General features: G+C 47.3%; 13 protein-coding genes. 3 read left to right on the top strand and 10 right to left on the bottom strand.

Annotated elements, in window-relative coordinates:
- Window positions 1-24: 24 nt before the first annotated feature.
- The 10 genes from fucP to glmS form a co-directional block, all read right to left on the bottom strand.
- Window positions 25-1,350: an L-fucose:H+ symporter permease gene (gene fucP / locus VYM24_RS17270; RefSeq protein WP_291551187.1), complete on the bottom strand. Its 1,326-nt coding sequence runs from the start codon at window positions 1,348-1,350 to the stop codon at window positions 25-27.
- Between the two features lie 23 nt (window positions 1,351-1,373).
- Window positions 1,374-1,763 (bottom strand): L-rhamnose mutarotase, encoded by a 390-nt coding sequence (locus VYM24_RS17265; protein WP_330940485.1) that lies wholly within the window; start codon window positions 1,761-1,763, stop codon window positions 1,374-1,376.
- A 106-nt stretch (window positions 1,764-1,869) separates the two neighbouring features.
- Window positions 1,870-3,255 (bottom strand): rhamnulokinase, encoded by a 1,386-nt coding sequence (locus tag VYM24_RS17260; RefSeq protein ID WP_330942266.1) that lies wholly within the window; start codon window positions 3,253-3,255, stop codon window positions 1,870-1,872.
- Window positions 3,255-3,893 carry a class II aldolase/adducin family protein gene (locus VYM24_RS17255; protein ID WP_330940484.1) on the bottom strand — a complete coding sequence of 213 codons (639 nt, stop codon included), beginning with the start codon at window positions 3,891-3,893 and terminating at the stop codon, window positions 3,255-3,257. Before VYM24_RS17255 ends, VYM24_RS17260 begins: the two co-directional genes overlap by 1 nt.
- Before the next feature lie 53 nt (window positions 3,894-3,946).
- Window positions 3,947-5,719, bottom strand: a complete 1,773-nt coding sequence (gene fucI / locus VYM24_RS17250) for an L-fucose isomerase (protein WP_330940483.1) — start codon at window positions 5,717-5,719, stop codon at window positions 3,947-3,949.
- A gap of 71 nt (window positions 5,720-5,790) precedes the next feature.
- A complete protein-coding gene (locus VYM24_RS17245; protein ID WP_330940482.1) occupies window positions 5,791-6,771 on the bottom strand; it encodes a GntR family transcriptional regulator in 981 nt (326 codons plus the stop codon).
- Between the two features lie 187 nt (window positions 6,772-6,958).
- Complete coding sequence (carB, locus tag VYM24_RS17240; protein WP_299091148.1) at window positions 6,959-10,189, bottom strand: carbamoyl-phosphate synthase (glutamine-hydrolyzing) large subunit; 3,231 nt, start codon at window positions 10,187-10,189, stop codon at window positions 6,959-6,961.
- Between the two features lie 84 nt (window positions 10,190-10,273).
- Window positions 10,274-11,440, bottom strand: coding sequence for a glutamine-hydrolyzing carbamoyl-phosphate synthase small subunit (gene carA / locus VYM24_RS17235; RefSeq protein ID WP_291551181.1), 1,167 nt, complete (start codon window positions 11,438-11,440; stop codon window positions 10,274-10,276).
- 116 nt (window positions 11,441-11,556) lie between these two features.
- Window positions 11,557-13,440, bottom strand: coding sequence for an amidophosphoribosyltransferase (locus VYM24_RS17230; RefSeq protein WP_291551180.1), 1,884 nt, complete (start codon window positions 13,438-13,440; stop codon window positions 11,557-11,559).
- A 54-nt stretch (window positions 13,441-13,494) separates the two neighbouring features.
- On the bottom strand, window positions 13,495-15,339 hold the full coding sequence (glmS, locus tag VYM24_RS17225) for a glutamine--fructose-6-phosphate transaminase (isomerizing) (protein ID WP_330940481.1): 1,845 nt from the start codon (window positions 15,337-15,339) through the stop codon (window positions 13,495-13,497).
- Between the two features lie 423 nt (window positions 15,340-15,762).
- Here glmS and VYM24_RS17220 point away from each other — a divergent pair, with 423 nt between their 5' ends.
- The 3 genes from VYM24_RS17220 (at window position 15,763) to VYM24_RS17210 (ending at window position 22,572) form a co-directional block, all read left to right on the top strand.
- Window positions 15,763-16,185, top strand: coding sequence for a GNAT family N-acetyltransferase (locus VYM24_RS17220; protein WP_291551178.1), 423 nt, complete (start codon window positions 15,763-15,765; stop codon window positions 16,183-16,185).
- Window positions 16,186-16,598: 413 nt separating this feature from the next.
- A complete protein-coding gene (gltB, locus tag VYM24_RS17215; protein WP_330940480.1) occupies window positions 16,599-21,140 on the top strand; it encodes a glutamate synthase large subunit in 4,542 nt (1,513 codons plus the stop codon).
- A gap of 94 nt (window positions 21,141-21,234) precedes the next feature.
- Window positions 21,235-22,572 carry a glutamate synthase subunit beta gene (locus tag VYM24_RS17210; protein ID WP_330940479.1) on the top strand — a complete coding sequence of 446 codons (1,338 nt, stop codon included), beginning with the start codon at window positions 21,235-21,237 and terminating at the stop codon, window positions 22,570-22,572.
- The last annotated feature ends 9 nt before the right edge of the window (window positions 22,573-22,581 follow it).

Here is a 22,581-nt window from a genome sequence, read left to right as displayed (position 1 = left end):
TATCGAAATCAGACGTATCTATAACTACTTTCGCATCTTTTCCCTGCTATAGGATCGATGTCCATAGATCACAATTACCACAAAACAGATGAACGGAAGAATGAATGACAAGTTCACAGCAGGCATACCCAGCAATGTACCACAATCTATGATGCTTGCCTGAACTGGCGGTAACACCGAACCTCCGAGAATCGCCATGATCAATCCGGCAGCACCGAACTTAGCATCATCGCCCAATCCCTGCAAAGCTATACCGTAAATCGTAGGGAACATCAGAGACATACAGGCGGATACTCCCACGAGGCAGTACATTCCACAGATATTCTGGAAACTAATTACCCCCACCGTAAACACGCAGGCTGCAATAGCCAGAACTTTCAGTAACAATCCCGGACTGAGATACCGCAAAATAAACGTACAGATGAAGCGGCTGGCACAGAAGATAATCATAGCTACAATGTTATATTGCTGTGAAAGCACTTCCGCGGCTTTCTCTTCCATCCCTTCAGACATGAAGAAGCGTGTGCCGTACTGAATGACAAATGTCCAGCACATAATCTGCGCACCTACATAGAAAAACTGTGCGATCACTCCTTCGCGATAATGATGTATACCGAATATGCGTTTCAATGTAGGCAGGAAATTGATACCATGAGACTGATCGCCATTCTTCGGCATCTTCACCATACGGATCACAATCAGCATAGCCAGAATGACAAGCCCGATAATCAGATAAGGCGCAATCAGTACCATCAGGTCCGAATCACGCACAGCGGCAAATTCCGTATCCGAAAGCCGACTACGTTCCACCGTATCCATCGGGTTCAAACGATTCTGGATAAAGTTCATCGCCACGTACATACCCAGCAACGAACCCATCGGATTGAAAGACTGTGCCAGATTCAACCGGCGGGTGGAGGTAGCCTCATCGCCCATAGAAAGGATATAGGGATTACAACTGGTCTCCAGAAACGAAAGTCCGCATGTCAGGATAAAGTAGGCTATAAGGAAGGGATAGTAATTTCCCGTCAGCATGGCGGGATAGAACAGGAATGCACCGATAGCATACAATCCCAGTCCCAGCAGTACCCCTGCTTTATAGGAATACTTGCGGATAAAAATAGCCGCAGGGAATGCCATGGCAAAATATCCGCCATAGAAAGCCACCTGCACCAATGCCCCGTCGGTAACACTCATACGGAAAATCTTGGAAAAGGCTTTCACCATCGGATTCGTGATATCGTTGGCAAAGCCCCACAAGGCAAAGCAACTGGTGATAAGAATGAACGGAATGAGGTAGCTTACTCCGTCTTTACTGATAATGCTGTTTTTCTTAGTGTTGTTCTTCATGGTAGTTATTTCTTTGGCTGGGATTAGTCATAAAGGTAGAAAATACGCTCCATCGGCTGCCATTTCTCAGCGGCTGTGGAACCGGGTTTCACAAGCTGGAAGATGGCCATATAGTCTTCCCATTCCTGTTGTCGGGGCAAGGAAGCGAGGCGCTCCATAGCTGCATCCCAGTCAAGCCCTACAGGCACTTCGACTATCATAAACAGGCGGGTGTCCAAAAGATATATTTCCATTTCCAGAATACCGGCCTCACGGATACCGGCAGGTATTTCGGGCCAGATGCCCCCTTGGCTGTGCCGGCGGCGGTATTCGGCTATCAACTGCGGATCGTCACGGAGTTCCAGTGTCCGACAGATACGCTCCACCGGCTGATGATGCTCTTTGGCGGGATAACGTTTGATTGATGTGTCCATAGTAAATCAATATTGAAACGCAAATAAACATAGATTTTAGCAGATTAAAAAATGATACGGTAATTATCTACGCAAAGCAGTGTTTATCCGCGTTCCGGCTAAGTTATTAAATAAATTCTTTGATTTCTTCACGGCTGCCGATCTCTCCTTTGGCAATGGCCTGTACCAGGATATTGCCGATAGCGGTGGCCTCTACAGGTCCGGCATAGACGGGAATACCCAAAGCCTCGGCTGTCAGGCGGTTCAGCAGTGAATTACGGCATCCGCCGCCGATGATATTAAGCTGTTCTATCGGAGCGGGAAGCAGACGGTTCAGCTGGTCTATTCCTTGCTTATAGCGCAGAGCGAGTGATTGGAGCACGCAACGCACTACCTCACCGTAAGTTTCCGGTATAGGCTGTCCGTGCGCTTCGCAATACTCCGCAATGGCTTCTTCCATATCCACAGGGTTCTGAAACATCTTATCATCCACGTCAATGACAGATGGAATATCCGCGGATTCGGCGGCAGAAAGCAAGAAATCGTACCCACATCGTTCTCCTCTTTCTTTCCATTGCGTTATAAGACGTTGCAAGATCCAGAGGCCCGTGATATTCTGAAGGAAACGGATCTTACCGCCTACCCCGCCCTCATTGGTGAAGCCTGCCCGGCAAGCTTCTTCCGTGAGGATAGGCTCATCCAGTTCAACGCCCAGCAAAGACCATGTACCGGAACTGAGGAAAGCACAACGGGATTTATCCACCTGTGTCGAAGGAATCGCATAAACAGCGCTTGCCGTATCGTGCGAACCGACAGCTATGACATCCACTTCATCCGTCAGACCAATTTCTTCGGCAATCTCCCGTTTCAGTTTGCCACGTACCGTACCGGGCATCACAATGTCTCCAAAGAGATGCGCAGATACTCCCAAACGCTGGATGAGCGACTGATTCCAGGTCCGGCTATGCGCCTCAAGCAGTTCGGAAGTGGATGCAATACAATATTCATTATTTGCCACCCCTGTGAGGAAGTAACTGAAAAGATCGGGCATAAACAGAAGACGGTCGGCCACTTCCAATTGCGCATCACCGCTTTTCTTCATGCTGTAAAGCTGAAAAAGTGTATTGATGGACATCACTTGTATGCCGGCCTCGGAATAATGCCGGACAAGGTTTCCACCGAAAAACTCTTCCGGCAAACCATCCGTCCGCGGATCACGATAACACACAGGGTTTCCTAGCAAATTACCGTTACGGTCTATCAATCCAAAGTCCACGCCCCAGGTATCAACGCCAATGCTCCTGATACGATATCCCTTGCGCACCGCTTGCCGGAGTCCGTTCTTCATCTCATCAAACAGAGCAAGGAAATCCCAGTACACATGGTTTCCCATCCGCACCTGGCGGTTCGGAAAGCGGTACACCTCTTCCAGTTTCAACGTACCCTGGCAGATGGAACCGGCCATCACGCGACCGCTTCCACCTCCAAAATCTACTGCCAGATAGGTATTCATCATTTAGTCTTCTTTCCTAAAATGTATGTTTCAAGATCATCGATCTCTTCAGGAGTAAGTACGGTGTAGTTTCCTCCGGACTGGATAATGATGCGGCATGCCATTTCAAAGAACATAGCGCGTTCAAAAGCCTGGTCGAAGTCCTTGCCACACACCACCTGCCCATGTTTCAACAAGAGGACGGAATTATGATCTTTCAGAGCATCAATCACTCCCTGTGCCAATTCTTTCGATCCCGGACGATAGTAAGGAACTACCGGAATCTCACTTCCCACATGACAGGGGATCTCCGCTGTTACGTTGAAGTTCGCAGGACGATTCTTCATACATGCCACAGCCGTGGCATAGTGTGACTGGAAATGCAGGACTACATTCACATCCGGACGCTCACGAAGTACTCCCAGATGGAAACCGCTCTCCATAGAGGGTTTCACTCCATTCAATACTTCTCCTGTGGAAAGGCGGCAGACAGCTACTTTTTCTTTAGGCAGAGAAGGTACCCATGAACCTGTTCCGGAAAGCAGGACTTCGTCACCAATGCGCCAGGAGATATTGCCGCTACTGCATATTGTCAATCCGGCATCTCCTACCCGATGTGCTTGGGCAATGAATTGTTCTATGTGATCGTTTGTTATCATGTTTTGTTTATCAAATAGTAATTATTAGTATATCAGGTATTATAGAGAAGTATCTATTTATAGATTGGTCCGTACGTTGTGCAAGCTCTGTAATCAGCTCCCTCTTTATCCATACCGAATGCATTCCAAGCAGCAGGACGGAATATCTTCTTCTCATCCACATTGTGCATACAAACAGGAATACGAAGCATGGAAGCCAGCGTAATCAAATCCTGACCGATATGTCCGTAACTGATAGCACCATGATTGGCTCCCCAGTTATTCATTACCGAGTACACATCTTCAAATGCCGGTTTATCACAAAGACGGGGCACAAACCAGGTAGTAGGCCAAGTACGGTCCGTACGTTCATCCAGCAGCTTGTGAACTTCCGGATCAATCTCTACCGTCCATCCCTCAGCAATCTGGAGCACGGGACCGAGGCCTTTTACCAGATTCAGACGGCTCATCGTCACAGGCATGCCGCCTTTAGACAGGAAGTTGGAAGAGAAACCACCGCCACGGAAATAATCACGGTTAGCTGGATACCAGGTGGTAGCTTCAAGACATTTCTCCATTTCAACCTCGGAGATTTCCCAATGAGGTTTCATGGCAGGTTCACCCTGTGCATTTGTTTGCTGGCCTGTACCGTCCAGAGTGGTAGCACCGGAGTTAATCAGATGAATAATGCCATTAGCTGCCAAACCGGTCAATTCCTTACCCGTAACACGTTTCACAGCTTCAGGACTCCAATATGTACGCACGTCAGAGAATATCTGTGCACGGTTTGTCAGCAAATGGCCGAAGAGCATGGCTACACCGTTGCAGGCATCGTTTTCAGTAGCTACTACGTATGCTTCACGGATACCGTTCCAGTCGAAAGAAGTATTCAGCAGAGCTTCGGAGTAGTCACCATTCGGATAAAAATCCGTCCATTGGCGTTGTCCCTGGAAACCGGCGGCAATGGCGTTGTGTCCAAGTGCTTCTTCCTTGAATCCCATTTCGCGAAGTTTCGGATTACCTTGTATAAGGTCGCGCATGATAAGGGTCATCTTCACAATAAACTCCCAATCTTCGTCTTTTTGCTCACGGGTCTTGGTCTTTGCGGGGATATTGAAATCCTTGCCCTCATTTTTCTTGCAATACTTTTCTGTCCATGCCATCGCTTTAGCAAACTCTTCCTTATCATAGATACCTTCAGTCATGCGACGGATAATTTCAGTCAGGTCTACAGATTCGCAACGGATGCCCAGATATTCCTGGAAGAAATCCGGATTCACAATAGAACCGGCAATACCCATAGATACGCTACCCATCGACAGATAAGATTTTCCGCGCATGGTTGCTACTGCCTGTGCGGCACGTGCAAAGCGAAGCAGTTTTTCTGCAACGTCGGCAGGAATGGAATTGTCATCCAGATCCTGCACATCACGTCCGTAAATGCCAAAAGCAGGTAATCCTTTTTGTGCATGTCCTGCCAGTACAGCTGCCAGATATACAGCTCCCGGACGTTCCGTACCGTTAAATCCCCAAACAGCTTTCGGATAATACGGATTCATGTCCATAGTCTCGGCACCATAGCACCAGCAAGAAGTCACTGTGATAGTAGACCCCACACCTTCGCGTTCAAACTTCTCGGCACAAGCCGCGCTTTCGGCTACGCGACCGATGGTACTGTCTGAAATCACACACTCCACCGGACTTCCGTCACCATTCTTCAAGTTACTGGTGATCAACTCGGCTACTGCTTTAGCCAGATTCATTGTCTTTTCTTCAAGGCTTTCACGTACGCCACCCTGGCGGCCGTCGATAGTGGGACGAATCCCGATTTTCGGATACTTTTTCATGCTATCATTATATTTGGTTAATAAAACATCATCTATGCTGAACTGTGCTGAAACCAGTTTATAAAAAAAGGCTATAAAGAGCCTCTTAAATTTACTTCCGTCGGCAGACAAACCTGTATGGGTTTGCCACTCAAGATGAAATCTGCCGTCAGGATTCCCATCTTTTGCCAATCAACACTCATCACTGTTATTCCCTTATCAATCACTTCATAAGCCGGCGTATCATTATAGGCTATCAAGCCGAAATCAACGCCACACGTCAAACCTGCCGCACGGCTCTTCTTCACAATCTCCACCACATCCACCTGACGGATGGCAATATAGGCTTCACCGGAATGAACTTCCCTGTCGTCCAAAGTCTCTATTACCTCACATTCCAATTGATGATCCGCGCAATACTTCCTGAAATAATCGCACGTCTCCTTGGGATGCTTACTTTCCCGTGCCAGAAACAGGATAAGCTTGCGATAGTTCTGCAACCTATCCGACAATTGAACCATAGCTGCGTAAAAGGCTTCACCGAAGTCCTGACAGATATATGAATATTCCCGCTTATCAAACTGCCCGAAATCAAGCAGCAACAGGCGGAAAGAGTCTATCTTATAGAGATAAGGAGAAATCTTTTCATTATCGAAGTTCATTACCACGTACTTATTATAACGGCCAATGGAATCGCGAAGAATAGCATTGAACAATGCTTCGTTATACTGATGAAACCACAGGTCTACCTTATAACGCGTGGAAAGGCGGCGGATGATACTGTTATACAGCGTATCTTTAAAGGGTGAATATTCATCGAGAAGCAACAGGATATTTTTCTGGCGATTCACCACATAGTAACCTTTACCAGGAGTAGAGTCGATAATCCCCCGCTCCTTCAGATCAATAAAAGCTTTAAAAACCGTGTCGCGGGAAACTTTATAATCGTGGCTCAGCTGATTGATGGAAGGCAGGGCGGTATCCGTCTTGTAACGTCCCATGGAAATGTCCTGACTGATCAAATCGGCCAGTTGTTTTACCTTCGTCGTTTGTTGCCCGAAAATTGTTTTCATATTGCGTATACAGGTTTAATCAAAGTAAGGATGGCACAGGAAACTGTGCTGAACTGTGCTGGTGCAAAGAAAGATTATTTATTCTGAATCAGCAAGAAATAGGAATATGTTTTGCAGCATATAAAAAGCAAAAGCCCCGTTACATCTTTGCAATGTAACGAGGCGCTATCACTTTGTTATACAGAGATTATTTATACTCCGCCCACGATTTAATTGCCAGATCATCCAGCGTCATCGTACAGAAAGCATTGATAAAAGCACTTGCCAGGCGAGCATTCGTAATCAGCGGAACATTCAGGTCGATGGCGGCACGACGAATCTTATATCCGTTGCTCAACTCACCCGCAGTGAGGTTCTTCGGAATATTCACCACCATGTCGATCTCCTTTTTGTGCAGCATATCCAACGCTTGCGGCTGTTGGTTAGTCTCACTGGGCCAATACACCTGCGTATTCTCCACCCCGTTTTCCGTAAGGAACTTACTGGTACCTCCCGTTGCAAAGAGCTTATACCCTTTTTGCTGAAGCAGGCGGGCAGCGGAAAGCATTTCCACTTTCTGTTTCGGTGTACCGGTAGAAAGCAGGATATTCTTCTTCGGAATACGGTAACCAACTGAGAGCATGGCTTTCAGCACAGCGCAGGAGGTATCGCTTCCAATACAACCAACCTCGCCTGTAGACGCCATATCCACACCCAACACCGGATCCGCTTTTTGCAAACGATTGAAAGAGAACTGGCTTGCCTTGATGCCTACATAATCCAGTTCAAAGAGATTCTTGTTCGGCTTCTCCACCGGAAGCCCCAGCATGACTTTCGTAGCCAGTTCAATCAGATTTATCTTCAACACCTTGCTGACGAACGGGAAACTACGCGAAGCGCGCAAGTTACACTCAATCACCTTAATATCATTCTCACGGGCCAGATATTGGATATTGAACGGACCGGAGATATTCAACTCCCGTGCAATCTCACGGCTGATACGCTTAATACGGCGTACTGTCTCCACATAAAGCTTCTGTGGCGGGAACTGGATGGTTGCATCACCGGAGTGCACACCAGCAAACTCGATATGTTCGGAGATGGCATAAGCCACGATCTCTCCGTTCCGTGCCACGGCATCCATTTCCACCTCCTTGGCATGTTCAATAAACTGGCTGACTACCACAGGATGTTTCTTCGATACATTGGCTGCAAGTTGCAGGAAACGTTCCAATTCTTCCTGATTGGAACAAACGTTCATTGCAGCACCTGAAAGCACGTATGACGGACGCACAAGTACCGGGAAACCCACTTCTTCCACAAACTCGTTGATGTCGTCCATGCTCGTAAGCTCGCGCCAGCGAGGCTGGTCTACACCGATACGGTCCAGCATGGCAGAGAACTTCTCACGGTCTTCGGCATTGTCTATGCTTTTGGCGGAAGTACCGAGTATAGGCACCTTCTGCGCATCCAGACGCAGGGCAAGGTTATTCGGTATCTGACCACCGGTGGAAACAATCACCCCGTGCGGATTTTCCAGTTCAAGGATATCCATTACCCGTTCGAAGGTAAGTTCGTCGAAGTAGAGGCGGTCGCACATATCGTAGTCCGTAGATACAGTTTCGGGATTATAGTTGATCATAACGCTGCGATACCCCTCTTTACGAATGGTATTCAGTGCCTGCACACCGCACCAGTCAAACTCTACGGAAGACCCGATACGATACGCACCGGAACCGAGTACAACGATGGATTTTCGGTCGCCGAGGTAATGAACATCATTAGTGATGCCACTATACGTCAGATACAGGTAATTAGTCTGTGCAGGATATTCGGCAGCAAGAGTGTCTATTTGCTTCACCACAGGGACAATGCCAACGCTTTTACGATAATTGCGTACATAGAGGATACCGTCTTCCATGTCTCCTTCATAACCGATGGCACGGGCTATCTGGAAATCGGAGAAACCTTGTACCTTGGCTTTACGCAGCAGCTCGGTAGATAATGAAGAAATTCTTAATTCCTCATTTAATGCGTGCAGCTCTTTGCTGGTGTTCATGATATTCATCAGCTTCTCCAGGAACCACTTATCGATCTTCGTCAGTTCGTGCACCTGATCAACGGTATATCCGGCACGGAAAGCTTTGGATATGACGAAAATACGCTTGTCCGTCGGTTCACGGAGCGCCTTGTCTATATCAGAAATAACAAGTTCCTTATTTTCCACGAAACCATGCATCCCCTGTCCTATCATACGCAGGCCTTTCTGAATGGCTTCTTCAAAAGTACGGCCGATGGCCATTACCTCGCCTACGGACTTCATGCTGGAACCCAGTTCCTTGTCTACACCATGGAACTTACCCAAATCCCAACGGGGTATTTTGCAGACCACATAGTCCAATGCAGGTTCAAAGAAAGCACTTGTGGTTTTTGTTACAGAATTCTTCAGGTCGAATAATCCGTAGCCAAGACCGAGTTTTGCAGCAACGAAAGCAAGCGGATACCCCGTAGCTTTAGACGCCAGAGCAGAAGAACGGCTCAAGCGGGCATTTACTTCTATCACTCTATAATCTTCACTTTCAGGATCATAAGCATACTGCACATTACATTCTCCTACAATACCGATGTGGCGAATGATACGGATAGCAAGTTCGCGCAACTTATGATAATCGGAGTTACTGAGCGTCTGTGACGGAGCGATAACGATGGACTCTCCCGTATGGATGCCCAGCGGGTCGAAGTTCTCCATGTTGCAGACGGTGATACAGTTGTCGAAGCGGTCGCGCACCACCTCATACTCCACTTCTTTCCATCCACGCAAGGATTTTTCTACAAGCACCTGCGGGGAGAAGGAGAAAGCTTTCTCAACCAGCACATCCAGTTCTTCTTCATTGTCACAGAAGCCGGAACCCAGTCCACCAAGCGCGTATGCAGCGCGGACAATCACCGGATAACCCAATTCGGCAGCAGCACGACGAGCGTCAATGGCGTTTTCTACGGCTTCACTCTTAATAGTCTTTACGTTGATTTCATTCAGCTTATGCACAAAAATCTCACGGTCTTCCGTATCGATAATGGCTTGTACGGGAGTACCGAGAACTTTTACGCCGTATTTCTCAAAAACTCCACCTTTGTAAAGGTCGACACCGCAGTTCAGTGCCGTCTGTCCGCCAAAAGCGAGCATAACACCATCCGGACGTTCTTTTTCGATAACTTTCTCTACAAAATAAGGAGTGACAGGCAGGAAGTAAATCTGGTCGGCAACGCCTTCCGAAGTCTGCACGGTAGCGATGTTCGGATTGATAAGAACGGTGTAGATACCTTCTTCTTTCAAGGCTTTGAGTGCCTGGCTGCCGGAGTAGTCGAACTCACCTGCCTCCCCGATTTTCAGTGCACCGGAACCGAGTAGCAGGACTTTCTTTATATTGTTTTCTTTCACGTCAATAATTATTAATTACTAATTACAAATTACTTTCAAAAATCACAAATGACTAATTACCCATTACAAACAAGTAATTTGTAATCAGTAATTTGTAATTAACTTCACGAACTCATCAAACAAAAACTCCGTATCCGTCGGTCCGCTGGCAGCTTCCGGATGAAATTGTGCAGAGAACCAGGGATTCCGTTTATGTCTGATCCCCTCATTAGACCCGTCGTTCATATTGATGAACAGCGGTTCCCAATCTTCTGTCAGCGTATTGTTGTCCACTGCATAACCATGATTCTGCGAAGTGATGAAGCAACGCTCCGTACCCACCATACGTACCGGCTGATTATGACTGCGATGACCATATTTCAGTTTGTATATCTTTGCTCCTCCTGCCTTGCTCAGCAACTGATTGCCCATGCAAATACCAAAAATAGGCAGTTTTTCATTCTTCATTGCCCGACGGATATTCTGCACCGCAGCATCACAGGTATCCGGATCACCCGGGCCGTTACTGATGAAAAGTCCGTCGAACTCCAGTTCATTAAAATCATAATCCCAAGGCACACGGATGACTTCCACATCACGCTTCAGCAGACAACGAAGAATATTGGTCTTCACTCCACAATCGAGAAGCGCTACGCGCTTCAATTGACAATTGACAGTTGACAATTGACAATTAAGCTGTGCTGCAGGGGTATCAATGCTGAAACGGCGAGACTCATTTCCTTTATATACAATAATCTCTTTGCAACTCACCCTATCGACATAATTGATGTCCTCATAATTGTCAATTGTCAATTGTCCATTGTCAATTTCGTTTTCGACGATGTCGAAAACGATGCGCCCCATCATCACGCCATGTTCGCGGAGCACCTTCGTCAACTCACGCGTATCGATACCTGTGATGCCCGGCACTTGTTCGCGCTTCAGCCAATCGGCAAGACTTTCTGCTGCATTCCAATGGCTGAAGTCCTCACTATAATCACTTACAATGATGGCTTCCGCATGGATACGTTCGCTTTCCATAAAGGTGGCCAGCCCATTCGGTTCGATAGTGAAAGGCGGCACACCGTAATTGCCCACCAACGGATAAGTGAGCGCCATCAACTGTCCGGCATACGAAGGGTCGGTCAAGCTCTCGGGATACCCCGTCATGGCTGTGTTGAAAACCACCTCTCCCGCTACCGGCTTTTCGTAGCCAAACGACTTGCCGTGGAAGCGGCTCCCGTCGTCGAGGATAAGAGTTACATTTCTCATCTATATATTTACGATTTAACTATTTGCTATTTACGATTGAGATTACTTCTTCTTGGCGATAACGTTCTACAATGACATTCTTCAATCGTAAATCGTACATCGTCAAATCGTACATCTCAAAATTGATATACTTGTTCTATATAGTCAATAAAGGCATTATTCAGCATCTTCACCCCGCCCGGCGTAGGATAATCACCGCTGAAATACCAGTCTCCCCGATGATTGGGACAAGCCTCATGCAGCCCCTCCAACGGTTGGTATACGATTTCCACCTTCGCCTTTGTTCCGGCAGGTGTCAGCAGTTCTACCATCTTGGCGGAGATTTCCTCGTCAGTGAAGGGTGTATAGATATCCTTCACATAGTTCACCATTTGCTCCTTCGGCAGTCCTACCTGGTCTTTCGATTTTCGGTAGGCAGCGGCAATCACATCTTTCATATCCCGGTCTTTCAGCAACTCGATGGCCGCTTTGAAAGCAATGAATTCACTCATCTTTGCCATATCGATGCCGTAATAGTCGGGATAACGCACCTGCGGGGAAGAAGAAACAATCACAATCTTCTTGGGACCCAAGCGGTCGAGAATACCGATGATACTCTGTTTCAGAGTGGTTCCGCGCACAATGGAGTCGTCAATAATGACAAGATTGTCCACACCCGGCACAAGACTGCCATAGGTGATATCATACACGTGCGCAGCCAAGTCATTACGGCTGTTTCCTTCTGCAATAAACGTGCGCAATTTGATGTCCTTAATGGCTACCTTTTCGCTACGGATACGGCGGGAAAGTATCTGTTCCAGCTCCTCCAGATTGGGGCTATGTCCCAGGGAGGCGATCTGTTGCACTTTCTCTTCATTCAGATAATCATCCAGTCCCTGCAACATACCGTAGAAAGCAACTTCCGCCGTGTTCGGGATGAAGGAAAAGACGGTATGGTCAAGGTCTTTATTAATGGCCTTCAATATGTTAGGTATCAGTTTCTCACCCAACAGTTTACGTTCCCTATAAATATCCACATCACTGCCTCGCGAGAAGTAAATGCGTTCGAAAGAACAGGGTTTCACCTCGCGCGCTTTATTAATTTGGATGGTGCGCAGCTTGCCTGTCTTGTTAATCAGCAAGGCCTGTCCGGGCATTAATTCCTTAATGCTGCCTGCCGGCACATTGAAAGTGGTTTGTATCACAGGGCGTTCGCTGGCAAGCACTGCCACTTCATCATCCTGATACCAGAATGCGGGACGGATTCCCCACGGGTCGCGCACGGCAAACGATTCACCGCTTCCCGTCAGCCCGCATATCACATAACCTCCGTCCCACTCCTTGCTCGAAGTACGCAGCACGTTTGCCAGGTCCATATGATCTTCTATATAGTGAGTCACACCCATACCTGTCAATCCTTCCGCTTCGGCAAGATTGAAGAGGCGCTCCACTTCACGGTCCAGTCGGTGTCCCACTTGTTCCAGCATGATGTACGTATCGGCATACTTCCGCGGATGCTGGCCAATGGCAGTGATACGCGCAAAGATCTCATCCACGTTCGTCATGTTGAAATTGCCGCAAAGAGCGAGGTTCTTAGCCCGCCAGTTGTTACGCCTCAGGAAAGGGTGCACATAGGAAATTCCGCTCTTTCCGGTAGTAGAATAGCGCAAGTGCCCCATGTAAGCCTCTCCCGCAAAAGGAAGGTATTTCTTAGCGTAATCCACATCATGAAGCTGCTCTTTTGTCAAATCCTTAAAGTTACTCTGCACCGTACCGAATATCTCGGTAATGGCGCCCGAACCGAGTGCACGCTCACGGAACATATACTCCTCACCGGGATTTGCTTCCAGCTTTACGCAAGCCAGACCGGCGCCTTCTTGTCCGCGATTGTGCTGCTTCTCCATCAGAAGATAGAGTTTATTCAAACCATACATCCATGTGCCGTACTTCTGTTCATAGTATTCCAGAGGTTTCAGCAGGCGTATCATGGCAACGCCACATTCATGCTTCAGTTCTTCCATCCGATTTATTTACTATTTGACGATTTACTATTTACTATTTGATAGATATGTTGTTCACTCTACCGTGACGCTCTTCGCCAAGTTTCTCGGCTGATCCACATCCATCCCCTTGCATACTGCGATATGATACGCCAGTAACTGCAACGGTACTGTAGTAATCAACGGGTCAAGACACTCAATTGTTTCCGGTAACTCGATACAAGTATCGGCAATCTTGCTGATGACCGTATCCCCTTTTGTCACCAAGGCGATCACTTTGCCCTTACGTGCCTTGATTTCCTGTATATTGCTCAATACTTTCTCATAAAGCCCGTTCTGTGTAGCAATCACCACTACCGGCATTTCAGCATCTATCAATGCGATAGGCCCGTGCTTCATTTCAGCTGCCGGATAACCCTCGGCATGGATATAAGAGATTTCTTTCAACTTCAACGCACCTTCCAGGGCTACGGGATACGAATATCCGCGTCCCAGATAGATAAAGTTATGCGCATACGTGAAAATCTTGGAAAGCTCTGCAATGCTGCCGTTCAGCTTCAGCACTTCTTTCATTTTATCAGGAATGCGGTTCAGCTCTTGCACGATGGCAAGGAATTGCCCCTCATCTATCGTATTTTTTTCTTTGGCAAGCGTCAGCGCCAGCATAGTGAGCACTGTCACCTGTCCCGTAAATGCTTTGGTGGAAGCCACTCCGATTTCAGGGCCTACGTGGATATAAGAACCCGTATGCGTAGCTCTCGGAATAGACGAACCAATCGCATTACAGATACCATAGATAAATGCCCCACGACTCCGCGCCAGTTCCACAGCTGCCAGTGTATCCGCCGTCTCGCCACTTTGCGAAATCGCAATCACCACATCCTTACTGTCTATCACCGGATCACGGTAACGGAATTCCGAAGCATACTCCACTTCCACCGGAATACGGCAAAGACTTTCTATCAGATGCTTTCCGATAAGCGCCGCATGCCAGGAAGTACCGCACGCCACGATGACGAAACGTTTGGCCACCAGCAGGCGGTCTTTGTTATCAATCACTGCGGAAAGCACCACATTTGTACCTTCTACATTGATACGTCCGCGCATACAATCGTGAATGCAATCGGGCTGCTCAAAGATCTCTTTCAACATGAAGTGCGGATAACCACCCTTTTCCAATTGTCCCAGATTCAGCGCTACCGTCTTTACTTCGTGCGGACATTCCACATTTTTCAGGTTCACCACCTTCAGTTTCTCTCCGCGATGAATGACAGCAATCTCTTCATCTTCCAAATATACGACTTTATCTGTATATTCCACAATCGGCGTAGCATCCGAAGCCAGGAAAAACTCATCTTCACCGATACCCACTACCAACGGGCTACTCTTGCGAGCTGCTATAATCTCATCCGGATTGTCCTTATCCAGCACGGCAATGGCGTATGCGCCGATTACTTCACGCAACGCTAATTGCACAGCAGTCAGCAAATCTGTATTTTTGGATTTCTGGATGAATTCTATCAGTTGCACCAGTACTTCAGTGTCCGTACTGCTTTTGAATGAATAGCCTTTGGCCTGGAGTTTTTCTTTGAGAACGGCGTAGTTTTCGATGATGCCGTTGTGGATGAGAGCGAGATGTTCGGAAGAAGAATAATGAGGATGGGCATTAGCGGAGCAAGGTTCCCCGTGCGTAGCCCAACGGGTATGGGCAATTCCGATGTTACCGGAAATATCTTTTTGAGTAACGAAAGTTTCCAGTTCCGAAACCTTACCTTTCGTTTTGTACACATTCAACTGTCGGTTATCACTGATTAATGCTACCCCTGCACTATCATATCCGCGATACTCTAATCGCTTCAATCCTTTGATAAGAATGGGGTAGGCTTTCTTTTGACCAATATAGCCTACTATTCCACACATACTAATTAATATTTGGTTTTGCGCTGCAAAGATATAAAAATCCGAGAACATAAAGTTAATGTTTTGCCTATTTATTTATCAAAAGAATAGAAAAAAGATATTTTCTTGTCAAAAAGTTAAAGAAAACAAACTTATTAAAGCAAAAGGAGACATTTTACAATCTCAAAGCAAGTAGTGGAAATTTGGTTTAATATCGAAAGGAAATCGAGGATTTTCATTGTAATCCGACAGAAATAGCTAAAAGGACGGGATCGAAAGCAGAATAACCCATAGACGCTTTGGTTCTTTAGTAATCAACAATATAAAAAAACGACTATCAAAACTTATGAAAAATATATTCGATGAGTATTAATTCATATCTTTGTCACAGTGTTTTGAATGTATAAGTTTCGAATTTTGCAACTTTAAATAGCAGTTACAATTATGATTAGAAAAATTAAAGTTACAGATTATCCACGTTTGATGGAAATTTGGGAAAGTGCAGTATTGAGTACACATGATTTTCTTAAAGAGGAAGATTTTATATACTATAAGGAACAACTTCCAGTATATTTTCAGTATGTCACTCTATTCGGATTCGAACAAAAGGGAGTCTTAATCGGATTCATGGGAATTGCAGAAGGAAATCTTGAAATGTTATTTATTGACAATAATTATCGAGGCACAGGAATAGGGAAAAAATTAATTACTTATGCCATAAATAATTTGCAAGTAACTAAAGTCGATGTGAATGAGCAGAATATTCAAGCTGTCGGTTTTTATAAATATATAGGCTTTAATATATATAAAAGGTCAAATACGGACGGAGAAGGTAAAGAATATCCTATTTTACACATGCAGTTGTAATCTCTGTTCAATATAGAAACAGGTTCTTAGTAGTAGATCCACCGTCTTTCGAGTATCAGCAAGCATTTCAATACTACGGAGATCATATAGAGATACTACAGAACTGATAAAAACATGAAAACCGATTGCCAAAGCCTACGAATTTGGCAATGTGCCAATATGGCAATTTGGCAATATACGAAACCATCAGTCTCCCCATTTATTACAATACGAATAATAACACGGACAAAAACTTTCATATTAAAAGAAAAACACACCATTTTTATATCATATTAAAACAACCCTCACTCAAATACGTTTTTTCACAAATTACAAACACGAATTTCTTATATCATTTTGAAACTATTTACATATCTTTGTCGAACATTTTGATAGACATAATAGGTATTACCACAAAATAAAGTAAACCAAAAATGAGAAAAGAAGAACTTTTTAACAACAAAACAAAAGTACAACCCTATCAACGACAGCCCAGGCAGTTGGGCTTGTATGATGCAGAGAACGAGCATGACGCTTGTGGTGTCGGTATGTTAGTGAACATCCACGGAGGCAAGTCACACGAACTGGTGGAGTCTGCATTGAAGGTGTTGGAGAACATGCGTCATCGGGGTGCCGAAGGTGCGGATAACAAAACCGGAGACGGTGCCGGCATCATGCTGCAAATTCCGCATGAGTTTATTCTTTTGCAGGGTATTCCTGTTCCCGAGAAAGGGAAATACGGTACAGGCCTTCTCTTTCTGCCGAAAGATGAGAAAGACCAAGGTACTATCTTAAGTATCATCATCGAAGAGATTGAAAAAGAAGGATTGACATTGATGCACCTGCGCAATGTGCCCACCTGTCCCGAAATTCTGGGAGAATCGGCACTTGCCAACGAACCGGATATCAAACAGATTTTCATCACCGGATTTACGGAAAGCGAGACAGCCGACCGTAAACTCTATCTCATAAGAAAAAGAATAGAAAACAAAGTACGCAAATCGGATATTGCCATGCGTAAGGATTTCTACGTTGTCTCCCTATCCACGAAGAACATCATCTATAAAGGTATGCTCTCTTCACTGCAACTGCGAGGCTACTTCCCCGATCTGACAAACCCTTACTTCACCAGCGGCATAGCATTGGTGCACTCTCGCTTCAGTACCAACACCTTCCCTACCTGGGGACTGGCACAACCGTTCCGCCTCCTGGCACACAATGGCGAAATCAACACCATCCGCGGCAACCGGGGTTGGATGGAAGCCCGTGAAAGCGTGCTCTCCTCTCCCGTCCTGGGCGACATCAAGGAGATACGCCCCATCATTCAGCCGGGGATGAGCGACAGTGCCTCACTGGACAATGTATTGGAATTTCTCGTTATGTCAGGCCTCAGCCTGCCGCATGCCATGGCCATGCTGGTGCCAGAATCTTTCAACGAAAAGAACCCCATCAGCGAAGATTTGAAAGCATTCTATGAATACCACTCTATCCTGATGGAACCGTGGGATGGCCCTGCCGCCCTGCTGTTCAGCGACGGGCGTTTTGCAGGCGGTATGCTCGACCGTAACGGATTACGTCCTGCACGCTATCTGATTACGCACAACGACATGATGGTAGTTGCCAGCGAAGTGGGTGTGATGGATTTCGAACCGGGAGACATCAAAGAGAAGGGACGCCTACAACCAGGCAAGATACTACTGGTAGATACCGAAAAAGGAGAAATCTACTACGACGGAGAATTGAAAAAACAGTTGGCCGAAGCCAAGCCTTACCGCAGTTGGCTGGCAACAAACCGCATCGAACTGGATGAGCTGAAAAGCGGACGCAAAGTCCCCCATAGCATAGAGAATTACGAGAGAATGCTGCGCACCTTCGGCTATTCTAAGGAAGATGTGGAGCGGCTCATCGTCCCTATGTGTACCACGGGTGCCGAGCCTATCAACTCAATGGGGAATGATACGCCGCTTGCCGTACTTTCGGATAAACCGCAACTACTGTACAACTACTTCCGCCAACAGTTTGCACAAGTCACCAATCCACCTATCGACCCTATACGCGAGGAACTGGTAATGTCACTGACGGAATATATCGGTGCCGTGGGCATGAACATTCTGACACCCAGCGAAAGCCATTGCAAGATGGTGCGCCTCAACCATCCCATCCTGAGCAACGCACAACTGGATATTCTTTGCAACATCCGCTACAAAGGTTTCAAAACGGTGAAGCTGCCCTTGCTGTTTGAGGTAGCAAAGGGCCGTGCCGGATTGCAGGAAGCGCTCACAGCACTTTGCAAGCAAGCGGAAGAGTCCGTCAGTGAAGGGGTGAACTACATTGTATTGAGCGACCGTGATGTGGATGCCACTCATGCGGCTATCCCCTCCCTACTGGCAGTAAGCGCAGTACACCACCACCTGATTTCGGTAGGAAAACGTGTACAGACGGCATTGGTAGTGGAAAGCGGCGAAATACGCGAGGTAATGCACGCGGCCCTGTTACTGGGATTTGGCGCCAGTGCCCTGAACCCTTACATGGCATTCGCCGTGATCGACAAGCTGGTGGCGAAGAAAGAAATCCAGTTGGATTATGCCACAGCCGAAAAGAAATATATCAAATCCATCTGCAAGGGATTATTCAAGATCATGAGTAAGATGGGGATCAGTACCATCCGCTCATATCGGGGAGCGAAAATATTCGAAGCCGTAGGTTTGAGTGAAGAACTCAGCAATGCTTATTTCGGCGGGTTGAGATCCACAATAGGCGGTATCCGGCTGGATGAAGTGGCACACGATGCAATAGCATTCCACGATGCAGGCTTTGCTGCACAGATAGACGGATTACTCCCCAACAACGGTTTGTATGCTTTCCGTAAAGACGGAGAAAAACATGCCTGGAATCCGGAAACCATTTCTACCTTGCAACTTGCCACACGCTTGGGCAGCTATAAGAAGTTCAAAGAATTCACCAGTCTGGTAGATGGAAAAGAAGCGCCTATCTTCCTGCGCGACTTCCTGGATTTCCGCCGTGCCCCCATTTCTATAGATAAGGTTGAACCGGTAGAAAGCATCATGCACCGCTTTGTAACGGGTGCCATGAGTTACGGGTCTATCAGCAAAGAAGCGCATGAGGCAATGGCCATTGCCATGAATCGGATTCACGGACGCAGCAACACAGGTGAGGGAGGCGAAGACAGCGCACGCTTTACGCCCCGTGAAGATGGAACCAGTCTGCGTAGCGCCATTAAGCAGGTAGCTTCGGGACGTTTCGGCGTCACAACGGAGTATCTGGTGAACGCCGATGAAATACAAATCAAAGTGGCACAAGGGGCCAAACCGGGTGAAGGCGGTCAGTTGCCGGGCTTTAAAGTAGACCAGGTAATTGCGAAAACACGCCATTCCATTCCCGGCATTTCATTGATTTCTCCCCCGCCCCATCACGACATTTATTCCATCGAAGACCTGGCACAGTTGATCTTCGACTTGAAGAATGTAAATCCTCGTGCCAAGATCAGTGTGAAACTGGTAGCCGAAAGTGGTGTAGGAACCATTGCCGCCGGAGTGGCCAAAGCAAAAGCCGACCTTATCGTCATCTCCGGTGCGGAAGGTGGTACGGGCGCTTCTCCTGCCTCCAGTATCCGCTATGCCGGTATCTCTTCTGAACTGGGACTAAGCGAGACGCAACAGACTCTCGTACTGAACGGTCTGCGCGGGCAAGTGATGTTGCAAGTGGATGGGCAACTGAAAACCGGTCGTGACATCGTGCTGATGGCGATGCTGGGTGCCGAAGAATTCGGTTTTGCGACCAGCGCTTTGATTGTACTGGGCTGCGTCATGATGCGTAAATGTCATCAGAATACCTGCCCTGTGGGTGTGGCAACGCAAAACAAGGAACTTCGCCAGCGCTTCCACGGACGTAGCGAATACCTGGTGAACTTCTTCACTTTCCTGGCACAGGAAGTGCGGGAATATCTCGCAGAAATCGGTGTGGAACGTATGGATGACATCATCGGACGCACAGATCTTATTATCCGTAAGTCAGAAAACGAATCACCCAAACAATCCCTGATTACTTTCGACAAAATACTGGCACGCGTCGATAATGGTGCAGCCATCCGCCACACCATCGACCAGCAACATGGCATCGACCACGTAAAAGACGTTGAGATGCTGCATGCCGCTGCCGAAGCTCTGGAAAATCAGAAAGAAATCTCACTGGAATATACGATTGCCAATACGGATCGTGCTTGCGGAGCCATGCTTTCGGGCACCATTGCCGCAAAGTACGGTGAAGCGGGACTGCCGGCACATACCTTGAACGTAAAGTTCAAAGGTTCTGCAGGACAAAGTTTCGGTGCATTCCTTGTACCGGGTGTCAACTTCAAGCTGGAAGGTGAAGCGAACGATTACCTCGGCAAAGGCCTTTCGGGCGGACGGATTGCCGTGTTGCCTCCGGTACGCTCTAACTTCCAGGCCGAAAAGAATACGATTGCAGGAAATACCTTGCTCTATGGTGCAACCAGCGGTGAAGTTTACATCAATGGGCGCGTAGGCGAACGTTTTGCTGTCCGCAATTCCGGTGCCATTGCCGTAGTAGAGGGTGTAGGCGATCATTGTTGCGAGTACATGACGGGCGGTCGTGTGGTAGTCCTCGGTTCAACAGGGCGCAACTTCGCCGCCGGTATGTCGGGCGGTGTAGCTTATGTATGGAATAAGGATGGAAACTTCGATTATTTCTGTAACATGGAAATGGTAGAACTAAGCCTCATCGAAGAAGCCTCCTATCGTAAGGAGTTGCACGAACTCATCCGTCAGCACTACCTCTATACAGGCTCCAATCTGGCACGCATCATGCTTGATGACTGGAACCGGTATGTGGATGAGTTTATCCAGATAGTCCCCATCGAGTACAAAAAGGTACTGCAAGAGGAGCAAATGCGGAAACTGCAACAGAAGATTGCAGAGATGCAGAGAGATTATTAGAATTGACAGTTGACAATTACTGTATAGTCGCCTACTTAATTATGCAAACAAACTAATTACAAACATTTACTTAGTCAAACTAAAGAATAGTATAATGGGAGATCCAAAAGCATTCTTAAACATACCACGGCAGGAAGCGGGATACCGTCCTGTCCACGAACGTATCACCGACTTCAGTCAGGTGGAGCAAACTTTAAACAGTCACGAACGCAAACTCCAGGCATCACGTTGCATGGATTGCGGTGTACCCTTCTGTCACTGGGCATGCCCGTTGGGTAATAAACAACCTGAATTTCAGGACGCACTTTATAAGGGTAAATGGCGCGAAGCATACGAAGTGCTCGCCGCCACAAACGACTTCCCCGAATTTACCGGACGCATCTGTCCGGCACTTTGTGAAAAATCGTGTGTACTGAAGCTTTCGTGTGATGAGCCTGTCACCATTCGTGAAAACGAGGCGGCTATTGCCGAAGCGGCTTTTCGCGAAGGTTACATCGTGCCCATTCAGCCCCAACGTAATGGAAAGCGGGTTGCCATCATCGGTGCAGGTCCTGCGGGACTCTCCGCTGCCTGCCGGCTGAATGCTAAAGGCTATGAAGTCACTCTTTTTGACAGTAAACCCATGCCCGGCGGATTACTGCGCTATGGCATTCCTAATTTTAAACTCGATAAAGCAGTAATCGACCGCCGGATGGGAGTGCTTGAAGCCGAAGGCATCAAGTTCGAAATGGGCGTAACGGTAGATGTGCAGAAACTCCCCGCCGGCTTTGATGCCTACTGCATCTGCACTGGGACGCCGCAGGCACGTGACCTCAATATCCCCGGACGCGAACTGAAAGGTATTTATCTTGCCCTCGAAATGCTGTCTCAGCAAAATCATATCCTCGATGGGGAAACGTTCCCGAAAGAACGTCTGGTAAATGCCAAGGGTAAACGGGTTCTCGTCATCGGTGGCGGTGATACAGGATCGGACTGCATCGGTACGAGTATCCGCCAGGGAGCCGTGAGTGTGACACAGATTGAGATCATGCCACAGCCTCCCGTAGGTCACAATGATGCTACTCCTTGGCCGCAATGGCCCATTGTACTGAAAACGACTTCAAGTCACGAAGAAGGTTGCACACGCCGCTGGTCGCTGGCATCCAATCAGTTTATTGGCAAGAATGGAAAAGTCTGCGGTGTAGAGGTAGAAGAAGTGGAATGGATTCCGGCCCAGGATGGCGGACGCCCTACCATGAAGCCTACCGGAAAGAAAGAAGTGATAGACGCCGATATGGTACTTCTGGCCATGGGCTTCCTGAAACCGGAACAACCGGAATTTCCGGAAAATGTGTTCGTAGCAGGTGATGCGGCACGTGGTGCCAGCCTTGTGGTGCATGCACTGGCGGACGGACGGAGAGTGGCAGAACGGATAGACAAGTATTTAAATTAACCCCTAATC

Source organism: Bacteroides sp. MSB163, from assembly GCF_036416795.1.
Lineage (GTDB): Bacteria > Bacteroidota > Bacteroidia > Bacteroidales > Bacteroidaceae > Bacteroides > Bacteroides maternus.
Note: the sequence above shows the minus strand (reverse complement) of the source record. Positions and strands in the feature narration are given on the sequence as shown.

What these genes read in the sequence shown, in the direction of transcription:
- fucP (WP_291551187.1), bottom strand. Translation starts at nt 1,350, where the DNA reads ATGAAGAACAACACTAAGAAAAACAGCATTATCAGTAAAGACGGAGTA.
- carA (WP_291551181.1), bottom strand. Translation starts at nt 11,440, where the DNA reads ATGAGAAATGTAACTCTTATCCTCGACGACGGGAGCCGCTTCCACGGC.
- fucI (WP_330940483.1), bottom strand. Translation starts at nt 5,719, where the DNA reads ATGAAAAAGTATCCGAAAATCGGGATTCGTCCCACTATCGACGGCCGC.
- VYM24_RS17245 (WP_330940482.1), bottom strand. Translation starts at nt 6,771, where the DNA reads ATGAAAACAATTTTCGGGCAACAAACGACGAAGGTAAAACAACTGGCC.
- glmS (WP_330940481.1), bottom strand. Translation starts at nt 15,339, where the DNA reads ATGTGTGGAATAGTAGGCTATATTGGTCAAAAGAAAGCCTACCCCATT.
- VYM24_RS17220 (WP_291551178.1), top strand. Translation starts at nt 15,763, where the DNA reads ATGATTAGAAAAATTAAAGTTACAGATTATCCACGTTTGATGGAAATT.
- VYM24_RS17210 (WP_330940479.1), top strand. Translation starts at nt 21,235, where the DNA reads ATGGGAGATCCAAAAGCATTCTTAAACATACCACGGCAGGAAGCGGGA.
- VYM24_RS17265 (WP_330940485.1), bottom strand. Translation starts at nt 1,763, where the DNA reads ATGGACACATCAATCAAACGTTATCCCGCCAAAGAGCATCATCAGCCG.
- gltB (WP_330940480.1), top strand. Translation starts at nt 16,599, where the DNA reads ATGAGAAAAGAAGAACTTTTTAACAACAAAACAAAAGTACAACCCTAT.
- VYM24_RS17260 (WP_330942266.1), bottom strand. Translation starts at nt 3,255, where the DNA reads ATGAATACCTATCTGGCAGTAGATTTTGGAGGTGGAAGCGGTCGCGTG.
- VYM24_RS17230 (WP_291551180.1), bottom strand. Translation starts at nt 13,440, where the DNA reads ATGGAAGAACTGAAGCATGAATGTGGCGTTGCCATGATACGCCTGCTG.
- VYM24_RS17255 (WP_330940484.1), bottom strand. Translation starts at nt 3,893, where the DNA reads ATGATAACAAACGATCACATAGAACAATTCATTGCCCAAGCACATCGG.